Source organism: Clostridium sp. CAG:43, assembly GCF_000434655.1.
Lineage (GTDB): Bacteria > Bacillota > Clostridia > Lachnospirales > Lachnospiraceae > Otoolea > Otoolea fessa.
In genome coordinates this window covers 100909-119590 of sequence record NZ_FR895029.1, presented here as the reverse complement: position 1 = coordinate 119590, position 18682 = coordinate 100909, and the positions used below count along the sequence as shown (strand labels likewise).

Below are 18682 nucleotides of genomic sequence, written 5' to 3'. Positions count from 1 at the left end.
AAGATATGCAAAGTATTATATGGGAAAAGTGGAAAATTACATGGAAAATTTCAAAGAAGAAACGCAAGTGATATTTCATTGAATAAAGTGTATAGTACAAGTAGAAGGGAGGAGAATGATTGAACAAGGAATCAAAGGTTGAACCGGAAGATTTAATCGGTATTTACAGTGAAATGGCACAGTTGATTGGCGCGGAAGCCGTAACAAAAATTTATGTTCATTTTAAAGGGCAGCAGATAGCTTTTCCAACGCGTTTGTATACAAAGGATTATATTGTCAGGCAATTAAATGGGGGAGAAAGTCAGCCGATTAAGAAAATGGCGACAAGGTACGGCTATTCGGAACGGCGATTGCGCCAGATGCTGAAGGAGAGTAGGGAGGAAAGCTGCGATTAGTAAACAAATAAAAAACCAATGGTGTTGAAGACATCGACACCATTGGTTGATGGGGGAAGAAAGTATAATGTATGAGACTTTGGGAGAGAGTGGAATAAAACTCAGATAAGGGGGTAAATAACGTGGAAAATAAGGAAATTAATTATTGCCCTAAATGTGGGAATAAATTAACAGGAAATGAAAAGTTTTGCAGTGTATGTGGAAGTCCTGTTTTAGATTTTTTTTCTAATGAAAAGGAGCAAATAATATCAGAATCACAAAATAAAATATATGTAAAGAAAAAAAAGAGTATTGTAAAGCGAATATTGGTAGGGGGAGGAATATTATTTATTGCACTTATAGTGTTTGGAATATTTTTACCGGAAGATGAAAGTAATGTAGGTTCTGAAAATGTTGTGGAAACTGAGAAAGAACTAATGGATATTTCTCAGATGAACCGGATTACTCTGGTATAGCTGAAAATACGAATACACAGGATGATTACTATATTTTCCCAGATAGTGATTCGCGTTATTATACGGAGGACGAATTAAGAATGTGTGCAGATGAAGAATTACGGTTGGGAAGGAATGAGATTTATGCTAGACATGGATATATATTTGGATCAGCTGATTTGAATAGTTATTTTCAAAGTATGAATTGGTATCATGGATATTTAACAGCCGACCAGTTTGATGATTCGGTACTAAATGAGTATGAGAGAGCTAATCTAGATATGATAAAAAGAGAAGAGGAATGGAGAAAATAATAAAATAGGGGAAGTGACAAAATGTGGGGTTTAAAAAAACAGGAAGATAATAAAAATTCTAATTATAGAAAAATAGGATTAGAAACCAATATGATGTCGAATAATGGAAAATATCAATGTGTTCATTGTGAACGATATTTTCCAAAAAAATCTATAGAGATAGATCATATTATACCGCAAAGTAAAGGGGGAGGGAATCAACCACAAAATTTACAGTGTTTATGTAAAAAATGTAATTGTTCTAAAGGGAATGATATGACATTGACAAAAAGTGATTTGAAAAAAAGAAAATCTTCGTATGCACAATATAAGCGTTCAGAAGTATTAAAACCTATAATAGATAGAAAGAAAAAAGAAATACGGGAAAAGTATTTACCACAATTGGATGATAAAGAAATTCTTGAAGCTTTGGATGATCCAAGGTTTCAAGAGGGGAAGGCGGATTTAAGGAGGGAAGCAAGAAGAAAGCTTATTTAAATTTGAAAAATTTATTTTTTTAGAGAAAATGGAAAATACTAAAGGAGAATAAAAATGAATAAATCTAAGGTACGTATGCCAAAAGAACTTGAAAAAAAATGCCATATTGCAATACATACAGCGACAACAGCTGCTGCGGCAGCCGGTGCAATACCGATACCAATGTCGGATGCGATACCAATTACGGCGGCTCAAATTGCGATGATTATATCATTGGGAAAGATTTTTGATGTTGTATTATCTCAATCCGCAGCAAAATCAATTGCAAGTGTTACAATTACGCAACAGGCAGGAAGGGCACTTTATGCCAACATTTTAAAAACAATTCCGGTAGCGGGCTCTGTAATTGGAGCAACAACGGCTGCTATGATAACAGAAGCGCTGGGGTGGATAGTTGCGGATGATTTTTATCGGATGTCTCAAGGCGAAGAGCCAGAGAATATTGTAGAAACAGCTGGAGAGTTACGGCAGGTATTTGATGGATTAAGAGTATTGGAAAAATAATATTAAAAAGGTGCAGAGGGAGTTTTGAAATGTAAGAAACACAGCATAAATTTTGATAGTGTTGTTATCAAAAAATTATGCTGTGTTATTAATTATGCCATTTCGTCTTTCAAAATTTCCATGAATTGATCGGGTGAACAAATCGGAACAGGGCTTTTGGCATAATCTTTTGTATTTCGGGTAATTAAATAATCAACATGGGTACGTATAGCTGTTTCGATCATAACAGCGTCTTCAAAATCCGTGGTTTCAGAAGTGAGAGCGTGGAAAATATCTTCTGCGGATGTATCGAGCATGCCGATCAAACTAAATAGTTGATTTAGCAATTTACGGCTTGCTTTATCACTGTGGGTACAGCGATGCATTAGATAATAGATATCTGTTGCTGATTTGGCAGTAATATAGCCTGAAAATTGATCGGTTGCAGCTGCAAAAAATATCTCCTTGGAAGTGGCTGCAAAAGGTTCTCTTTTTTGGAGAAAGTCTATGACGACACAGGTGTCAATTAAAGCTTTCATATTTTGCTTAATCTCTCCTCTCTTACGTCGTCCAGAGTCACGGTATCTGGTAGGCTGCCAAACAGAGATTCTACAGTATCAATTTTGTTTTGATATGGAGAAGTGAGCTTGGCGATTGTTTTTCCGTTTTTAGTGATGAAAATGTCTTCTTTTGTGGCAAGCAGTAAATATTTTCCAAAATTATTTTTGAATTCGGTTGCTGTAATCGACATGGAATCACCATCCTTTCTTCTGTACGATTATTATATTACTTTCGAACGATTTTATCAATGAAATCATACGATTTATTTGAAGAAATTTTTTCGATATAAATATTATATATGTATACTATCTGGAATATAATCAATTTGTATGGAATGAGTCTATCGACACTTGCTTTTTGCGAGATGATTTTTTGACAGGAGCGTTCAGAACCCAGCGGTATATATGGATGAGATTCAAACGCGACTGGCGGAAAATCGTCTTGCAAAAACAAGTGTATGGTATATGAGAGCAGGAGGCGTATGTATGCTTGCGGATACATTTATTGAGAATGCTAAGGTGGGTAAGAATGGTCAGGTTACGATTCCACAAAGCATACGTGAGATTTTAGGGGTATCTAACGGCGATAGAATTACTTTTATTGTGGAGAATAGAAGCGTTAGACTTATTAATTCGGCTGTTTATATGATACAGAGTTTACAGACAGAGATGGCGGGAGTAGCAGAAGAAACGGGGCTTACATCGGATGAGGCAGTAATGGATTTAGTGAAAGAAGTCCGCTCGGAAAAAGGGGTGTAGTAAGAGAGCCGTAACAGGAAATAAAGGTTTTTAAGAGTCCGATATAGTAAAATTGAAGCGTATATAGAGGCGGATTTTGTCCAATTATAAAAAATAAGGCACCAATAGGGCACCAAATGAGTGCACCGTGTCTGGGAATGTAGTATTTATGCGGCTTCCAGAGACTGGCGATCAAGGTCTGCAACACCCTGATCACCAGTTCAAATCTGGTTGTCGCCTCTGAGGAATCATCGAAAGATGGTTCCTTTTTTGTTTTACAAGAATTTTCGGAATTTTAACGGTTTGATTAGCTGTGAAGTAAGATGCGCTATCCGATTTTCACATCTTCTGCTATAATAGAATCATTCACGAAACGGCATTTTAAATAGCCGCGACAAAATTATTTTATAATATGGAGGAAGCGAAAATGGCAGAAAAATTACAGGAATACAGCCTGACCTGGGAAGTAACGGATGAGATGACGGCAAAGCGAATCGGAAGCGCAGGTTCCCAAATTTTGTCTACTCCGAATATGGTGGCCCTGATGGAGGCGGCAGCGCTGGAACTGGCGAAATCGTATCTGGAGGAAGGACAGACGACGGTCGGAGCGGAGATTCACTGCCGCCATCTGGCACCGACGCCGGTGGGAATGAAGGTAACAGCGACTGCAAAACTCCGCAGCATTGAGCGCCGGAAAATGTGGTTTGATATTGAAGTAAACGATGAGAAGGGCAAATGCGGCGAAGGGTCCCATCTGCGGATCATGGTAAATTCAAAGGCGATGAGCGACAAGGCTGCGAGCAAGGCGGAATAAAGAGTATCAGGTTTAAGTATCATGCGTGGATTTTGCCGTTCTGGGATAAGGGGGAGCGGAAAAATCAGCTTGTGGTATGCCATGCGTGTGAATAGAGATAAAGAAAAGTTACTGGTCACGTGTGTGTGCAGCAACATAGAAAGAGAGGCAGCGGTGCGGACAGAAACGATAGGGTGGATCATTGGCATTTTGATTGCGGCAGCGCTTGTCAGGTGGATTTACCGCAAAATAAAGAGGAAAATGCGGCAGCTGGCGAGTACGCCGGAGATACAGGTGCTTCGGTATGTGGCAAAGCATTTATCGGAAGGTGATTTGACGCAGCCAGACGCATCCAAACCGTGTTCGCTGGCGGGAATGGATCGGCTGTGCCTGCCGCAGATTGCAAAAGATTTCCCGGAGTTTAACTGGAGCGAGTGGAAGGCTCAGATCGAGACAGAATTGAGAAAAAAACTGGAAAAAGAGTATCAGAAGGTACATATCCACCGGACGGTCATCAGCCGCTATCAGAAGGAAAAAGGACTCTGCCGGATTTTGTGTGAGTCGGCGGTCGAGTATGAGAAAATGACTGAATATGAGAAAACGCCTGAGATGCAGTCAGAACTGCATTCGAATCTGATTCAGACGGTTTATGAGACGGAACTGGTATATGTCTATGAGGATGCGAAAACAGCAGGGGCAGCGGTTTCGCTTATCTGTCCAAACTGCGGTGCACCGATTCAGAAGCTGGGGTTGAAAAAGTGTGAATATTGTGGTTCCGTGCTGGAAGTCCAGAATAAGAAGGCGTGGAGACTGCTGGAGATGCGGGAAAAGTAAGCGGGTGAGATCCCGGAAGAAGACAGTGATGGAGAAAGAATAATCCCGGATAAATTGCAGAAGAGTTTTATATGGGGCAGGAGCTTCCTGATGGCTGCCGCGAAAGCGGACAACCATGCAGGTAGTTTCCTGCCATTTGTCTGTGCTCGGAACGGAGGGAGATTCCGGCGAAATGCCGACACCGACCTTTCCAGGCCAGACCGCTGTTTCAGTCTGAGACTTGTCGAACTGGCGATGGAAGTTTCAAGATTCAGATGGGAATGGAGCATTTATTCAGTTTCAACTGGATGTAAATTCATAACCAGCTTTTCTGGATGCCGTCTAATCCACCGTAATGCAATCAGGCAGATGGCAACGGAGATGAGAGATCCGATCGGCGCTGCGAGTCCCATCGGATACAGTGTTTCCGGGAAATAGCGGCAGGCGAGCCATGCGAGCGGGATGCGCGCTACCACGATCGAGATGCAGTTGTGCAGGAACGACAGCCCGGACAGTCCGCAGGCGCAGAAGAAACCGCTGCAGCAGAAATGGATACCGGCGATCATGCAGTCCAGCACATAGCTCTTCATATACTGGGTTCCGAGTCGGACAACCTCTGCCTCATCAGTAAAGAGGGAGACGGCGGCACCGGCAGCAAACTGCATGGCAATTGAGATGACCAGCCCGAAAGAAAATGTGATGCAGATCGCGTAGCGCAGCGTCTGACGGGCACGCTCAGGTTTTCTGGCGCCCAGGTTTTGAGCGGAGAGGGCGGAAACCGTGGAGAGAAGCGAGGATGGAACCAGAAACAGGATTCCGATCAGCTTTTCAACGATTCCGACCGCCGCCGCATCATTTAATCCGCGCTGGTTGGCAAACATGGTAATAACCAGAAAAGAAACCTGTATAAAGCCGTCCTGAACTGCAACTGGGATTCCGACCTGCAGGATGGAGGCTATGGTAGTCTTATGTAGATGGAGGTCACGGAGACGAAAACCCGGAAACATTCGTTTTTTAATGATTACGACCAGGGCGATCAGGACACTGCACATCTGTGACAGGGTCGTGCCGAGCGCCGCGCCGGACGGACCGAGCGAAAACACGCCCATTAAAAGGTAATCAAGCGCAATATTGATAATACAGGCGATTGCAACGAAATACATCGGACTTTTGGAGTCGCCCATGCCGCGGAAAATAGAGCTGATGATATTGTAGGCGGTGATGAACGGGATGCCGGCAAAGCAGATCATCAGATATGCCGCGGTGCCGTTTACCGCTTCCTCCGGGACAGACAGCAGCCTGATAATGCCGTGAACCGCCGTCAGCAGAAGTCCGGTCAGAAGAATGGACAGACCTGCAAATAAGGAAATCGTGTTACCGATGCCGCGCGCCGCAAGCTTCCGGTCACCCGCGCCGACCGCGCGTCCGATGAGAACCGTTGCGCCCATCGCCAGACCAACGATCATAACCGTCAGCATATGCATGACCTGACTGCCGACCGAGACCGCCGTCGTCCCATCCACGCCTCCAAACTGCCCGATAATAAACAGATCCGCCATGCCGTAGAGTGTCTGCAAAAAATAAGATAACAAATATGGCAGGGAAAAATAGATAACTGTTTTCAGCACACTGCCGGAGGTGAGATTCTTTTCCATGAATAAATCCTCGTCTTTCTGGTAAAAATAGATGATCCTGCCGTCGGCCGTCAGAAAAAAACGCCGCAGAAATCGTTTTCTGAGTATAGTTTATCAGAAATAACTATAATGTCTACAATAATTATAGAGTCAAGGGAAGAAAATCCTTGTTTTTAAGTAGGAAATTTGTGGTATAATATGAGCACTTAGCGAGGTGTTTTCGAGCTTAGTGCGAGTCATACCTAAATACTTAATGAAGCAGAGCCAAAGGCGATAGCTGAATTTAGTATTTATGGTATAATATGAGAAGGCAAATAAAACCCACTTTGATTTTACACAGGAGGTTTCATGAGTTTAGAGTTTAAAAAAATTGAAGTTAACAGTATCCAGGAGATGCTTCCGTTTTACGCGATGCGCCACAATATGACGTGCGACAGCGTATTTCTGGAGAGCTATGTCTGGAAAGATTATTATAATGTCCGTTATGCAATCTGGGAAAATAAGGCGCTTTTATGGCTGATGGAGAATGAAGGACGTTGTTTTTCCGCGATGCCGCTGTGCCGGGAGGAAGACCTGCCGGGGGCGTTTGCGGCGATTGAGGAGTATTTTAATGAAGAATTGGGATATCCGCTGGTTATCAATCTGGCGGATGAGTATGCAGTGAAATATTTAAATCTGCCGGAGGACAAATATCTGGTGGAAGAGCAGGTCGATTCGAGGGATTATCTCTACAACGGCGATGCGATGCGTTCCCTGGCGGGAAAGAAACTGCATAAGAAGAAAAACCGCGTCAACGCATTTAAGCGCGAATATGAGGGGCGCTATGAGTACCGCCGTCTATGCTGTTCGGACAGCCACGATGTCTGGGTTTTTCTGGACCGCTGGAGACAGCAGAAGGGCGAGGAGGTCGAGGAACATCTCGATTATGAGGTAAAGGGCATTCACGATATTCTGAAAAACTGTTCAGAATTCAGCATCCACATGGGCGGCGTGTATATCGACGGTCAGATGGAGGCATTTACGATCGGAAGCTACAATCCGGTGGAACATATGGCGGTTATCCATATTGAGAAGGCAAACCCGGAGATCAACGGTCTGTACCAGTTTATCAACCAACAGTTCCTGATAGAGGAATTTCCTGAGGCTGAGTGGGTCAACCGCGAGGACGATATGGGCTTAGAGGGACTCCGGAAGGCGAAAATGACGTATTATCCGGCGGATTATGCACGCAAATATCTGGTAGAACAGCTGTTAAACGGCAGCAAGGGCTATCACTGGGCGGAGCAGATCGCCAATACGACGGCGGGAAGTGTGCTGACGTATCTGGATGCGGAGGATAAGGACGAGACGAAGCATCTCTGGCATATGTGTTTCCCGGAAGATTCGGAGAGTTTTATCGAGTATTATTATAAGGAAAAGACGAAGGATAACGAGATTCTGGTGAAAAAGGATAATGGACTTCTGATTTCGATGGTGCAGTACAATCCGTATGCGGTGAAGCTGCGTGGACGCCTCTGGAAGCTCGATTATCTGGTCGGGGTGGCGACCGAGGAGAGCCGCCGCCGCGAGGGACATTTCCGGGACGTATTTGTGAAAATGCTTCACGACGAGGAGGCAGCCGGAAAGCCGATCACGTATCTGGTTCCGGTCAACCCGGCTGTGTATGCGCCAATGGGATTTACCTTCATCGGAAATGTGGCATCCTATGAGCTGACCGAGAAGGCGAAACAGACGCTGACGCGCACGGTGTGCCAGGATACTCCGGAGGACTGCGGGCGGGCTGCTGTCTATATGGAACAGTGGCTGGGCGCACGGTATGAGATGTATACGCGCCGGGATGCGGCGTATGTGAGCCGTCTCATCAAGGAGCTGGCTTCTGAAAATGGCACGTTGGAATTCCTGGAACAGGACGGCAGGCTGGTTGGCCTGGATGCCTACTGGGGCTGGGAAGTCCGTGAACACCGGCTTTTGTATGCGGAGGACGCATACACGGTCAAGATGGGCGAGAAGCCGTGGAATATGGCGCGCCTGACGAATATCGGGGCGCTGCTGGCGGCATTTGGCTTAAAACAGGCAGAGCAGCAGGGAGAAGAAAAACGTATACTCACACTGGGCATCCGTATGAATGATCCGATTCTGGAAATGAACAACGGTGAGTTTGTCTGGACGATTGGGGAGACAGGTTCCAGCCTGAAGGCGCGGAAACCGGAGCCGGATACCTGCGGCTGCACGGAAAATGTTTCCATATGGCTGGAGACGAAGCCGGAAGAGCTGGTGAGCTGGCTGTTTGGCTACCGGAAAGCGGAAGAAATCTGGGGCGGACAGCTTGAAAATAAGGGGCTGGCAGAGATTCTGGCACAGGTGGATACGGTGAACGGCGTGTATCTGGATGAGATCGTGTAGAGTGCGTGCTGTAATTGTATAGGATAGAGAATGTTCTGATTTTATGTAAACTAATAGCAACCGCTTTTATGTTTTCAGAAAAAGGAGAGGAGAGTGCGTCAGATGGGAGAGACAGACACATTAAAAAAATGGATTAATGAGTCAAATTATATTGTATTTTTTGGCGGGGCGGGTGTTTCGACCGAGAGCAATATCCCGGATTTTAGAAGCACGGACGGGCTGTACCATCAGGAGTATGACTATCCGCCGGAAACGATTTTAAGCCACAGCTTTTATATGAGAAAGCCAGAGGAATTTTACCGGTTTTACCGCAATAAGATGCTGTTCCCGAATGCAAAGCCGAACCGGGCGCATCTGGCGCTGGCGAAGCTGGAGCAGGAAGGAAAGCTGAAAGCGGTCATTACCCAGAATATCGACGGGCTGCACCAGGCAGCAGGCAGCAAAGAGGTGCTGGAGCTGCACGGATCGGTGCTCCGCAACCATTGTACGCGCTGCGGCAGGTTTTACGGATTGGATGATATTTTGAAGATGAAGGGCGTGCCGAAGTGCGGCTGCGGCGGCGTGATTAAGCCGGATGTCGTGCTGTATGAGGAAGGACTGGACAATGAGGTAATTGAGCGGTCAATTGCCCATATCCGCAAGGCAGATATGCTGATCATCGGCGGCACCTCGCTGGTGGTGTACCCGGCAGCGGGGCTGATTGATTATTATCATGGAAATAAACTGGTTCTGATCAATAAATCAGCGACCTCGCACGATGGTCAGGCGGATCTGGTTATCAGCGACAGCATCGGGAAGGTGCTGGGGGACGCGGTCGGAGTATAAGGCAGTAACAGGGGAGAGAGGAAATGGTATACGAGGTTGGAGATATTGTAAAACTCAAAAAGCCGCACCCGTGCGGCAGCCATGAGTGGGAGATCCTGCGGGTCGGCGCGGATTTCCGTTTGAAATGTGCCGGCTGCGGGCATCAGGTGATGATGGCACGACCATTGGTAGAAAAGAGTACCAGAGGACTGAAAAAAGCGGGAGAGAAGTCCGAATAAGAGCGGCGGGTGGGCGTACAGATGCAGGCAGCTTCATGATCTGGCAGTCAGTAAAAGAATGCCGTAAGAAGGGGCAGAAAGCCCGGAAAAAACGAGAAAATTTACATGGAAAATCTCGAAAAAGTGCTTGCCAAGCCGTTCCTTTTTTGGTATCATAGATATTCGGTAATATATAACACAAAAATCCTTACTCCCTGCTGGAGTCAGGGGGTCAGTGACCACAAGGAGGTAAGAAAGAGCATGAACAAATATGAATTAGCAGTTGTTCTTAGCGCAAAACTCGAGGACGAAGAGAGAGCCGCAGCGATGGAGAAAGTAACAGGTTACATCACACGTTTCGGCGGTACAGTAACTGACATTGATGAATGGGGCAAGAAGAGACTTGCTTACGAGATTCAGAAAATGAAAGAAGGATTCTACTACTTCGTACATTTCGAGTCTGATTCCGTATGCCCGAATGAGGTGGAGAACCACATCCGCATCATGGAGCCGGTTATCAGATACTTATGCGTAAGACAGGATGCGTAAGAGTAGATAAAGAAAGAGTGATCGTATGAATAAAGTAATTCTGATGGGCAGATTAACGAGAGATCCGGAAGTGAGATACTCTCAGGGCGAGAGAGCTATGGCAATCGCCAGATACACGCTGGCAGTAGACCGCAGAGGCCGCAGAGGCGGAAACGGAGACGACAGCGCACAGACAGCGGATTTCATTCCGTGTGTTGCATTTGACAGAGCAGGCGAATTCGCTGAGAAGTATTTTCATCAGGGAACCAAGCTCGTAGTAACCGGAAGAATTCAGACTGGCAGCTATACCAATCGTGACGGCCAGAAAGTATATACGACAGAAGTGATTGTAGAGGATCAGGAATTTGCAGAGAGCAAGAATGCGGCATCTGGCAACAGCGACGGCGGTTACCGTCCGGCAGAGCGCCCGGCTCCGTCCAGCGCAATCGGCGATGGATTCATGAATATTCCTGATGGAGTAGAAGACGAAGGCCTTCCGTTCAACTAGGTTCGGGAATCGGTCCCCCGGCGGACGGAGTGCGCGAGAGCGCCATCAGGCTGATGTGTGTGAAGGAGGAAAGACCAATGGCATTCAATAAAGGCGATAAAACAGACGCTTCCAAGATCAGAAGAGGCGGTATGCGTAGAAGAAAAAAAGTTTGTGTATTCTGCGGCGAGAAGAACGGCGAAATCGATTACAAAGATACAAATAAATTAAAGAGATACGTATCCGAGAGAGGAAAAATCCTTCCGAGACGTATCACTGGCAACTGTGCTAAACATCAGAGAGCTCTGACTGTAGCTATCAAGAGAGCAAGACATCTGTCCCTGATGCCGTATGTTTGCGAGTAATCCTTGTAAAATAAGGGTTTTTTAAGGGTAAAAGAAGATTTTTACTCAAATTTCACTCAATTATTGAGGATAAAAATGATTGGGATTCCATGTGAGAGATCATGTGGGATCCCTTTTTGTATAATAGGAAATTCCATGGAATTTCCTATTACACAAAAAGACAGATTTCGAAAATAAGTGCTTTACAAAAACGCTTTAGTATGCTAATATGGTAGCATATTAAAAAGCGAGACGGAAACCGGCAAAGGGAGAACGGCTTCCACTGTCTGAAAATGAGGAGGACACCAATTATGAAAAAGAGATTTGTGAGCGCAGCGCTGGCTGCAGTAATGGCACTTTCCATGACCGCATGTGGCAGCAGCAACAGCGCAGCAGAGACAACCGCAGCAGACACAGAAGCGGCTGAGAGCCAGGCAGAGGAAACCACCGCAGAAGAGGCGAAGACAACCGACGGCGGCACTCTGATTGTTGGTTTTGATCAGGATTTCCCACCGATGGGATTTGTAGGCGATAACGGCGAGTACACCGGATTTGACCTGGAGCTGGCACAGGAAGTTGCAAAACGTCTGGGTCTGGAATATAAGGCACAGCCGATTGCCTGGGATTCTAAAGATATGGAGCTTGAGTCCGGCAATATCGACTGCATCTGGAATGGATTTACGATGACGGGTCGTGAGGATGATTACACCTGGACTGAGCCGTACATGGCAAACCAGCAGGTATTTGTCGTAGCCAATGATTCGGATATCAACAGCCAGGCGGATCTGGCAGGCAAGATCGTAGAGGTTCAGGCAGATTCTTCCGCAGAGGCAGCTTTAAAAGAGGCACCGGAACTGACCGCTACTTTCAAGGAGCTTCTGACAACCGCTGATTACAACACCGCATTCATGGATCTGGAGCAGGGCGCCGTTGATGCCATTGCGATGGATGTAATCGTAGCAGGCTATCAGATTCAGCAGAGAAACGCTGATTTTAAGATTCTGGACGATTCCCTTTCTGAGGAAGAATACGGCGTAGGCTTCAAGAAGGGCAACACCGAGTTAAGAGATAAAGTTCAGAGCACTCTGGAAGAGATGGCAGAGGATGGAACCTTACAGGAAGTTTCTGAGAAATGGTTTAGCAAGGACGTAACTACCATCGGCAAATAGTAATTAATCGTTGATTGTAAAAACGAAACATTATTAAATAATAGGAATAGGGACGGCTGTGAATGATTTCATGGCAGTCCCCATTCGCGGTTTATGTGTTTAACTGTGAAGTCACAGCACATTCCGTTACCGGGCACGTATGCGTGAACAGTAACGAATCTACATTTTAGAAAGCAGGTATGGGATAATTATGGGTAAGATGACACTCCAGCAGATGATTACACAGCTTGCGGGTGGTATGGCAGTCAGCACACAGATTTTTGTGATCACACTGCTATTTTCACTTCCGTTAGGACTCGTGATCGCGTTCGGGCGTATGTCGAAGAACAAGCTGATCCAGACGATTGTAAAAGTATATATTTCGATTATGCGAGGCACACCGCTGATGCTGCAGCTGATGGTGGTGTATTTTGGACCGTATTATCTGTTTCGCATCAAAGTCGGCAGCAGTTACCGTCTGTGGGCTACCTTCATCGGTTTTGTCATTAACTATGCGGCATATTTTGCCGAGATTTACCGCAGCGGCATCCAGTCGATGCCGGTCGGACAGTATGAGGCAGCGGAGATTCTGGGTTATGGAAAGGCACAGACCTTCTTCAAGATCATCCTGCCGCAGGTAATCAAGCGGATTCTTCCGTCGGTGACGAATGAGGTCATCACGCTGGTAAAAGATACGTCTCTGGCGTTTACGTTGAGCGTGGCGGAGATGTTCTCAATCGCCAAGGCGCTGGCGGCATCCCAGACGAATATGATGCCGTTTGTGGCAGCAGCCGTCTTTTACTATATTTTCAATCTGGTTGTGGCAGTTGCAATGGAATGGATTGAGAAAAAGCTGGATTATTACCGATAGAAGCGGGAGGAATGTGGAAAATGAACCTGTTAGAATTAAATCATGTGGAAAAATCATTCGGCGATCTGTCGGTTTTAAAGGATATTTCACTGAGTGTGAGCGAGGGCGAGATCGTGTCCATCATCGGACCGTCCGGCTCGGGTAAATCGACGCTTCTGCGCTGCGCGACGATGCTGGAGACGATGGACCACGGCGAGATCGTATATTTAGGAAAGAGAGCAGCCTGGACGGGCGCGGATGGCAAGGTCAGCTATGCGGACAAGAAGGACATGAAGGAGATCCGCAGCCAGTACGGTCTGGTATTCCAGAATTTTAACCTGTTTCCGCACTATTCTGTGCTGAAAAATATCACAGACGCGCCGATCCATGTGCAGAAGCGCGACAAGGAGACGGTTTATAAAGAGGCGCGCGAGCTTCTGAAAAAAATGGGGCTGGAGGATAAGGAGGACTATTATCCGTACCAGCTCTCCGGCGGTCAGTGCCAGCGTGTGGCGATCGCCCGTGCATTGGCATTGAATCCGAAGATTCTGTTTTTCGACGAGCCGACCTCCGCACTGGATCCGGAGCTGACGGGAGAAGTATTGAAGGTTATTAAGTCGTTAGCGGATCTGCACATCGCGATGGTGATTGTTACCCATGAGATGGCGTTTGCGAAAGATATTTCCCACCGCGTGATCTTCATGGCAGACGGACTCATCGTCGAGGAAGGCGCGCCGGAGAAGGTGTTTGCTTCGGATAATGAGAGAACGAAGAGCTTTTTGGGACGGTATGGGAAGATTCTGTAAGAAATAATTAGAAAAATGGAAGATGGGCGTTGCTGGTTTTGGAGTGGAAAATCGGCGACGTCCGTTTTTTATGGGGAAGCATTTTATGGGGAAGCATATAAGTGTTATTTGCAATTTTACAGTAAATGTGATACGCTTTTATCAAGTATTCCGATTTGCGAGGCAGTAGATACCTTTCAAAAAGGAATGGAACAGAAATAATCGAGTGTTCCGGCGATGCTGGAAGTGGTGAAAAGCGATGCTGACGTTTGAGACGGGTCTTGAAGGAAAGGGGAGCGGTTCATGGAGATTCGTATACCCTTTTTGAGATGGATGGAGTCCGCGTCTGCGCGGGCTCTTTTTGATCCATTTGCTCTATAGAAAGGCGGGGCTGGAAAAAGTGGTGCCTGTGGATGGAAGATTTTGCAGGACAGGATCGCAGCATGGTTTTTAGCAGATATATTTGAAATGGCATCTGTTGTAGAGAAAAATTTGGACAGATAAACAGGAAGATATGAGGGAAAAACATGGAGACAGAATCAAGAGTTGCCGTGATCGGTATTGTGGTCGATCAGACGGGAGATACGGAAGAGTTGAATAAGGTGCTGCATCAGTACGGGCAGTATATCGTAGGGCGGATGGGGATTCCTTACCACAAACGGAACGTGAATATTATCAGCGTCGTGATTGACGCGCCGGGTGATGTGATCAGTGCGCTGTCCGGGAAGCTGGGGATGCTGCGGGGGATTTCTTCGAAGGCGCTGTATTCGAAGGCACCGGAAGCACAGGAATGAAAACGAGGTGACGGAATGGCAGATTTTACACGCGCGGGGCTTCGACCGTCTGACTGGTGGCGGGAGGCGGTCCGTCCAGGCGCTGAACAGATAGAAACGATTACAGAATTAAAGAGATTGATTGACCGTCTGGAAGCGGGGGAGTCCCTGACGGAGGATGAGTGGGTCAGTCTGATCGAGGGACGTTCACCGGAGCTGGCGGACTACCTCTTTGAAAAAGCGCGCTGCATCCGGGAAAGAGAGTACGGAAAAGCGGTGTATGTGCGGGGACTCATTGAGTGCAGCAATTATTGCAAAAACGACTGTCTTTATTGCGGCATCCGAAGGAGCAACCGAAATGCAAGCCGGTACCGCCTGAGTCGGGAGGAGATTCTTTCCTGCTGTGAGAATGGTTATCAGCTGGGATTCCGCACCTTTGTTTTGCAGGGTGGTGAGGATCCGGCGATGACGGACGACTGGGTGATGGAGATGGTGCAGGCGATCCGGGCAGGATTTCCAGATTGTGCGATTACTTTGTCGCTCGGAGAAAAGAAGTATGATACGTTGAAACGCTGGAAAGAGGCAGGGGCGGACCGGTATCTGCTGCGCCATGAGACGGCGGACGCGTGCCATTACGCGAGCCTGCATCCGGCAGAGATGTCATTTGAACACCGGATGCAGTGCCTGCGTGATTTAAAGGCGCTTGGTTATCAGACCGGATGCGGTTTTATGGTCGGTTCGCCGCACCAGACGGCGCGCTGTCTGGCGAGAGATATGCGTTTTATCGAAGAACTGGATCCGGAAATGGTGGGAATCGGTCCGTTTATTCCGCAGCACGACACTCCGTTTGGCGGGGAGGCGGCAGGAACGTTGGAAGAGACACTGTTTCTTTTAGGGCTGCTTCGCCTGCTGAAGCCGAAAGTGCTGCTTCCGGCGACGACAGCGCTCGGAACGATTCATCCGATGGGACGCGAACTGGGGATTCTGGCAGGCGGAAACGTCGTGCTGCCGAACCTGTCTCCGGTCGGGGTGCGCGCCAAATATATGCTCTATGACAATAAAATCTGTACGGGAGACGAGGCGGCGGAGTGCATCAACTGCATGAAGAGGCGCATGGAAAGCATCGGGTACGAGGTAGTCATCGACCGGGGAGATTATAAGGGGTAAAAGCCTGCGATTTGGTTTGTTGGCATCGAAAGATGCTTACAGATAAATAAACTGACGGGGAAGGACGCGAAGGACGGCTGACCATGCTGGCATTTTTGAAATTGAAAATTCCGGAGGAAAACATGACAGCTATCATCCTGACCTGTAAGAAAAGGAGAAGAAACTATGAGTTACAATTACAACCCATCATCCCAAAAGGCAGAGGAATTTATCAACCATGAGGAAATTTTAGAGACTCTTTCCTATGCCGAGAAGAACAAAAACAACGTGGAACTGATTGACCAGATTCTGGCGAAGGCGCGGCTTCGAAAAGGGCTGAGCCACCGCGAGGCGGCAGTGCTTCTTGACTGCGAGATCCCGGAAAAGGTGGAGGAGATCTTTGAGCTGGCGCGCCAGATCAAGCAGGATTTCTACGGAAACCGGATCGTCATGTTTGCGCCGCTGTATCTGTCGAATTACTGCGTGAATGGCTGCGTGTACTGTCCATACCACATGAAAAACAAGCACATTGCCAGAAAGAAGCTGACGCAGGAGGAAATCCGCCGGGAGGTAATTGCGCTTCAGGATATGGGACATAAACGTCTGGCGCTGGAGACGGGCGAGGATCCGGTCAACAATCCGATTGAATATGTGCTGGACAGTATCAAGACAATTTACAGTATCAAGCATAAAAACGGGGCGATCCGCCGGGTCAATGTCAATATTGCGGCGACGACGGTGGAGAATTACCGGAAACTGAAAGAGGCGGGAATCGGAACGTACATCCTGTTCCAGGAGACGTACCATAAGGAGAGCTATGAGCGCCTGCATCCGACGGGACCAAAGCACAATTACTGCTATCACACGGAGGCGATGGACCGCGCGATGGAGGGCGGTATCGACGATGTAGGAATTGGCGTTTTATTTGGTCTGGAGTTGTACCGGTATGAATTTGCAGGACTTTTGATGCACGCGGAACATCTGGAGGCAGTTTTTGGTGTTGGTCCGCACACCATCAGTGTGCCGCGCATCCGCCGGGCGGACGATATCGACCCATCGACCTTTGACAACGGCATCAGCGACGATATTTTTGAGAAGATCGTAGCCTGCATCCGGGTGGCAGTTCCGTACACGGGCATGATTATCTCAACGAGAGAGAGCAAAGCCTGTCGGGAGCGGGTGCTGCGGCTGGGCGTATCGCAGATCAGCGGCGGTTCCCGCACCAGTGTCGGCGGATATGCAGAGGAAGAGCCGGAGGAGGAAAATTCGGCGCAGTTCGATGTGAGCGACAACCGGACACTCGATCAGGTGGTCCGCTGGCTGATGGAATTAGGCTATATCCCAAGCTTCTGTACGGCGTGCTACCGGGAAGGACGGACGGGTGACCGCTTTATGAGCCTGTGCAAGAGCGGGCAGATTCAGAACTGTTGTCATCCGAATGCGCTGATGACGCTCAAGGAGTATCTGGAGGATTATGCGGCGCCGGGGACGAAAGAGATTGGAGAGAAGCTGATTCAGGCGGAGATCGGTTCGATTCCGAAAGAAAAAGTGCAGGAGATCGTGAGGAAAAATCTGGTTGAAATTGAAAAGGGGCAGCGGGATTTCAGGTTTTAGCTAAATCAGGAGGATCAAAATGGGAATGAATGAGACACCGTCCGGCGAGCGGGTACATATCGCGTTTTTTGGACGGAGAAATGCGGGAAAATCGAGTCTGGTCAATGCGGTGACCGGGCAGGAGCTGGCGATCGTGTCGGACATCCGGGGAACGACGACCGATCCGGTCTATAAATCGATGGAGCTTCTGCCGCTCGGTCCGGTGGTTATTATCGACACGCCTGGAATCGACGATGAGGGCGAGCTGGGCTTAAAGAGAGTTGGCAAGACTCGTCAAGTCTTAAATAAGGCGGATCTGGCAGTCCTGGTGGTGGATGCGGTGGAAGGAATCAGCAGCTGGGAAGAAGAGATGATCCGGCTGTTTGAGAAGAAGGAAATCCCGTATCTGGTGGTTTACAATAAGATGGATTTGCTGACGGGAAAATCGGAACAGGAACCGGTTGTGGAACATACCGCCTATGTGAGTGCCCGGACGAGAGAAGGAATCCAGCAGTTAAAAGAGCAAATGGCACGTCTTACGTCACAGGAGACGGATGAAAAACGGCTGGCTGCTGATCTAGTAAAACCGTTTGATACGGTAATTCTGGTTGTTCCGATTGACAAGGCGGCGCCGAAGGGGCGGCTGATTCTGCCGCAGCAGCAGGTCATCCGGGATCTGCTGGACACCGGTGCGATGCCGTTTGTCTGCCGGGAAAGTGAACTTTCGGAGACGTTTGCAAAATTGAAAGAAGCTCCGGCATTGGTAATCACGGACAGCCAGGTATTTCCGCTGGTAGACCGGCTGACGCCGCCGCAGGTGCGTCTGACTTCCTTTTCCATTTTGTTTGCGCGATATAAGGGGGATCTGAAACAGGCAGCGGAGGGCGCCAAAGCGCTGGAAATGATACAGGACGGAGATCCGATTCTTATTTCTGAGGGCTGTACGCATCATCGCCAGTGCG

Annotated in this window: 23 protein-coding genes and 1 pseudogene (1 of these 24 cut by a window edge); 21 read left to right on the top strand and 3 right to left on the bottom strand. The window is 47.5% G+C overall.

Annotation, left to right across the window (positions count from 1 at the left end; translation table 11 throughout):
• The first annotated feature begins 119 nt into the window (after positions 1–119).
• The 5 genes from QVO97_RS02860 (at position 120) to QVO97_RS02840 (ending at position 2124) form a co-directional block, all read left to right on the top strand.
• The gene (locus tag QVO97_RS02860; RefSeq protein ID WP_022358909.1) at positions 120–395 is read left to right on the top strand and encodes a Mor transcription activator family protein; all 276 of its coding nucleotides are present in this window, start codon (positions 120–122) and stop codon (positions 393–395) included.
• Positions 396–517: 122 nt separating this feature from the next.
• Positions 518–850 (top strand): zinc-ribbon domain-containing protein, encoded by a 333-nt coding sequence (locus QVO97_RS02855; RefSeq protein ID WP_022358908.1) that lies wholly within the window; start codon positions 518–520, stop codon positions 848–850.
• A complete protein-coding gene (locus tag QVO97_RS02850) occupies positions 847–1143 on the top strand; it encodes a YARHG domain-containing protein (RefSeq protein WP_369678374.1) in 297 nt (98 codons plus the stop codon). Before QVO97_RS02855 ends, QVO97_RS02850 begins: the two co-directional genes overlap by 4 nt.
• A gap of 21 nt (positions 1144–1164) precedes the next feature.
• On the top strand, positions 1165–1620 hold the full coding sequence (locus QVO97_RS02845) for an HNH endonuclease (protein WP_022358906.1): 456 nt from the start codon (positions 1165–1167) through the stop codon (positions 1618–1620).
• Positions 1621–1674: 54 nt separating this feature from the next.
• The gene (locus QVO97_RS02840; protein ID WP_022358905.1) at positions 1675–2124 is read left to right on the top strand and encodes a protein/domain associated with GTPase; all 450 of its coding nucleotides are present in this window, start codon (positions 1675–1677) and stop codon (positions 2122–2124) included.
• A gap of 92 nt (positions 2125–2216) precedes the next feature.
• Here QVO97_RS02840 and QVO97_RS02835 read toward each other — a convergent pair whose 3' ends face one another.
• A complete protein-coding gene (locus QVO97_RS02835) occupies positions 2217–2642 on the bottom strand; it encodes a PIN domain-containing protein (RefSeq protein WP_022358904.1) in 426 nt (141 codons plus the stop codon).
• A complete protein-coding gene (locus tag QVO97_RS02830) occupies positions 2639–2854 on the bottom strand; it encodes a type II toxin-antitoxin system Phd/YefM family antitoxin (protein WP_022358903.1) in 216 nt (71 codons plus the stop codon). The genes QVO97_RS02835 and QVO97_RS02830 overlap by 4 nt, the downstream gene beginning before the upstream one ends.
• Positions 2855–3068: 214 nt before the next feature.
• Between QVO97_RS02830 and QVO97_RS02825 the strand changes: the two genes are divergently transcribed.
• From QVO97_RS02825 to QVO97_RS02815, 3 genes are all read left to right on the top strand, one after another.
• On the top strand, positions 3069–3422 hold the full coding sequence (locus tag QVO97_RS02825) for an AbrB/MazE/SpoVT family DNA-binding domain-containing protein (protein ID WP_353844176.1): 354 nt from the start codon (positions 3069–3071) through the stop codon (positions 3420–3422).
• Positions 3423–3828: 406 nt separating this feature from the next.
• On the top strand, positions 3829–4215 hold the full coding sequence (locus QVO97_RS02820; protein ID WP_022358901.1) for a thioesterase family protein: 387 nt from the start codon (positions 3829–3831) through the stop codon (positions 4213–4215).
• 153 nt (positions 4216–4368) lie between these two features.
• Entirely contained in the window at positions 4369–5028 is a 660-nt protein-coding gene (locus QVO97_RS02815) for a hypothetical protein (protein WP_288188736.1), read from the top strand.
• A gap of 269 nt (positions 5029–5297) precedes the next feature.
• Here QVO97_RS02815 and QVO97_RS02810 read toward each other — a convergent pair whose 3' ends face one another.
• Positions 5298–6662 carry an MATE family efflux transporter gene (locus QVO97_RS02810; protein WP_022358899.1) on the bottom strand — a complete coding sequence of 455 codons (1365 nt, stop codon included), beginning with the start codon at positions 6660–6662 and terminating at the stop codon, positions 5298–5300.
• Between the two features lie 327 nt (positions 6663–6989).
• On the opposite strand from QVO97_RS02810, the gene QVO97_RS12685 reads away from it, so the two are divergent.
• From QVO97_RS12685 to hydF, 13 genes and pseudogenes are all read left to right on the top strand, one after another.
• On the top strand, positions 6990–9044 hold the full coding sequence (locus tag QVO97_RS12685) for a GNAT family N-acetyltransferase (RefSeq protein WP_022358898.1): 2055 nt from the start codon (positions 6990–6992) through the stop codon (positions 9042–9044).
• A gap of 102 nt (positions 9045–9146) precedes the next feature.
• A complete protein-coding gene (locus tag QVO97_RS02795; RefSeq protein WP_022358897.1) occupies positions 9147–9869 on the top strand; it encodes an NAD-dependent protein deacylase in 723 nt (240 codons plus the stop codon).
• A 23-nt stretch (positions 9870–9892) separates the two neighbouring features.
• Positions 9893–10087 carry a DUF951 domain-containing protein gene (locus tag QVO97_RS02790; RefSeq protein ID WP_022358896.1) on the top strand — a complete coding sequence of 65 codons (195 nt, stop codon included), beginning with the start codon at positions 9893–9895 and terminating at the stop codon, positions 10085–10087.
• Positions 10088–10327: 240 nt separating this feature from the next.
• Entirely contained in the window at positions 10328–10615 is a 288-nt protein-coding gene (rpsF, locus tag QVO97_RS02785; protein WP_107001800.1) for a 30S ribosomal protein S6, read from the top strand.
• Between the two features lie 25 nt (positions 10616–10640).
• Positions 10641–11102, top strand: coding sequence for a single-stranded DNA-binding protein (locus QVO97_RS02780; protein ID WP_022358894.1), 462 nt, complete (start codon positions 10641–10643; stop codon positions 11100–11102).
• Positions 11103–11179: 77 nt separating this feature from the next.
• Complete coding sequence (gene rpsR, locus QVO97_RS02775; RefSeq protein WP_022358893.1) at positions 11180–11446, top strand: 30S ribosomal protein S18; 267 nt, start codon at positions 11180–11182, stop codon at positions 11444–11446.
• 290 nt (positions 11447–11736) lie between these two features.
• Positions 11737–12594: an amino acid ABC transporter substrate-binding protein gene (locus QVO97_RS02770; RefSeq protein WP_022358892.1), complete on the top strand. Its 858-nt coding sequence runs from the start codon at positions 11737–11739 to the stop codon at positions 12592–12594.
• A gap of 190 nt (positions 12595–12784) precedes the next feature.
• Positions 12785–13444 carry an amino acid ABC transporter permease gene (locus tag QVO97_RS02765; RefSeq protein ID WP_022358891.1) on the top strand — a complete coding sequence of 220 codons (660 nt, stop codon included), beginning with the start codon at positions 12785–12787 and terminating at the stop codon, positions 13442–13444.
• 20 nt (positions 13445–13464) lie between these two features.
• Positions 13465–14229 carry an amino acid ABC transporter ATP-binding protein gene (locus tag QVO97_RS02760; protein ID WP_022358890.1) on the top strand — a complete coding sequence of 255 codons (765 nt, stop codon included), beginning with the start codon at positions 13465–13467 and terminating at the stop codon, positions 14227–14229.
• A gap of 506 nt (positions 14230–14735) precedes the next feature.
• Positions 14736–15002, top strand: coding sequence for a TM1266 family iron-only hydrogenase system putative regulator (locus QVO97_RS02755; protein WP_022358889.1), 267 nt, complete (start codon positions 14736–14738; stop codon positions 15000–15002).
• A 90-nt stretch (positions 15003–15092) separates the two neighbouring features.
• Positions 15093–16148, top strand: coding sequence for a [FeFe] hydrogenase H-cluster radical SAM maturase HydE (gene hydE / locus QVO97_RS02750; RefSeq protein WP_288188753.1), 1056 nt, complete (start codon positions 15093–15095; stop codon positions 16146–16148).
• A 165-nt stretch (positions 16149–16313) separates the two neighbouring features.
• The gene (hydG, locus tag QVO97_RS02745; RefSeq protein ID WP_022358886.1) at positions 16314–17741 is read left to right on the top strand and encodes a [FeFe] hydrogenase H-cluster radical SAM maturase HydG; all 1428 of its coding nucleotides are present in this window, start codon (positions 16314–16316) and stop codon (positions 17739–17741) included.
• A 19-nt stretch (positions 17742–17760) separates the two neighbouring features.
• A pseudogene (gene hydF, locus QVO97_RS02740) lies at positions 17761–18682 on the top strand ([FeFe] hydrogenase H-cluster maturation GTPase HydF) (it continues 294 nt past the right edge of the window).

What these genes read in the sequence shown, in the direction of transcription:
- QVO97_RS02845 (WP_022358906.1), top strand. Translation starts at nt 1,165, where the DNA reads ATGTGGGGTTTAAAAAAACAGGAAGATAATAAAAATTCTAATTATAGA.
- QVO97_RS02840 (WP_022358905.1), top strand. Translation starts at nt 1,675, where the DNA reads ATGAATAAATCTAAGGTACGTATGCCAAAAGAACTTGAAAAAAAATGC.
- QVO97_RS02835 (WP_022358904.1), bottom strand. Translation starts at nt 2,642, where the DNA reads ATGAAAGCTTTAATTGACACCTGTGTCGTCATAGACTTTCTCCAAAAA.
- QVO97_RS02830 (WP_022358903.1), bottom strand. Translation starts at nt 2,854, where the DNA reads ATGTCGATTACAGCAACCGAATTCAAAAATAATTTTGGAAAATATTTA.
- QVO97_RS02825 (WP_353844176.1), top strand. Translation starts at nt 3,069, where the DNA reads ATGGATGAGATTCAAACGCGACTGGCGGAAAATCGTCTTGCAAAAACA.
- QVO97_RS02820 (WP_022358901.1), top strand. Translation starts at nt 3,829, where the DNA reads ATGGCAGAAAAATTACAGGAATACAGCCTGACCTGGGAAGTAACGGAT.
- QVO97_RS02810 (WP_022358899.1), bottom strand. Translation starts at nt 6,662, where the DNA reads ATGGAAAAGAATCTCACCTCCGGCAGTGTGCTGAAAACAGTTATCTAT.
- QVO97_RS12685 (WP_022358898.1), top strand. Translation starts at nt 6,990, where the DNA reads ATGAGTTTAGAGTTTAAAAAAATTGAAGTTAACAGTATCCAGGAGATG.
- QVO97_RS02795 (WP_022358897.1), top strand. Translation starts at nt 9,147, where the DNA reads ATGGGAGAGACAGACACATTAAAAAAATGGATTAATGAGTCAAATTAT.
- QVO97_RS02790 (WP_022358896.1), top strand. Translation starts at nt 9,893, where the DNA reads ATGGTATACGAGGTTGGAGATATTGTAAAACTCAAAAAGCCGCACCCG.
- rpsF (WP_107001800.1), top strand. Translation starts at nt 10,328, where the DNA reads ATGAACAAATATGAATTAGCAGTTGTTCTTAGCGCAAAACTCGAGGAC.
- QVO97_RS02780 (WP_022358894.1), top strand. Translation starts at nt 10,641, where the DNA reads ATGAATAAAGTAATTCTGATGGGCAGATTAACGAGAGATCCGGAAGTG.
- rpsR (WP_022358893.1), top strand. Translation starts at nt 11,180, where the DNA reads ATGGCATTCAATAAAGGCGATAAAACAGACGCTTCCAAGATCAGAAGA.
- QVO97_RS02770 (WP_022358892.1), top strand. Translation starts at nt 11,737, where the DNA reads ATGAAAAAGAGATTTGTGAGCGCAGCGCTGGCTGCAGTAATGGCACTT.
- QVO97_RS02765 (WP_022358891.1), top strand. Translation starts at nt 12,785, where the DNA reads ATGGGTAAGATGACACTCCAGCAGATGATTACACAGCTTGCGGGTGGT.
- QVO97_RS02760 (WP_022358890.1), top strand. Translation starts at nt 13,465, where the DNA reads ATGAACCTGTTAGAATTAAATCATGTGGAAAAATCATTCGGCGATCTG.
- QVO97_RS02755 (WP_022358889.1), top strand. Translation starts at nt 14,736, where the DNA reads ATGGAGACAGAATCAAGAGTTGCCGTGATCGGTATTGTGGTCGATCAG.
- hydG (WP_022358886.1), top strand. Translation starts at nt 16,314, where the DNA reads ATGAGTTACAATTACAACCCATCATCCCAAAAGGCAGAGGAATTTATC.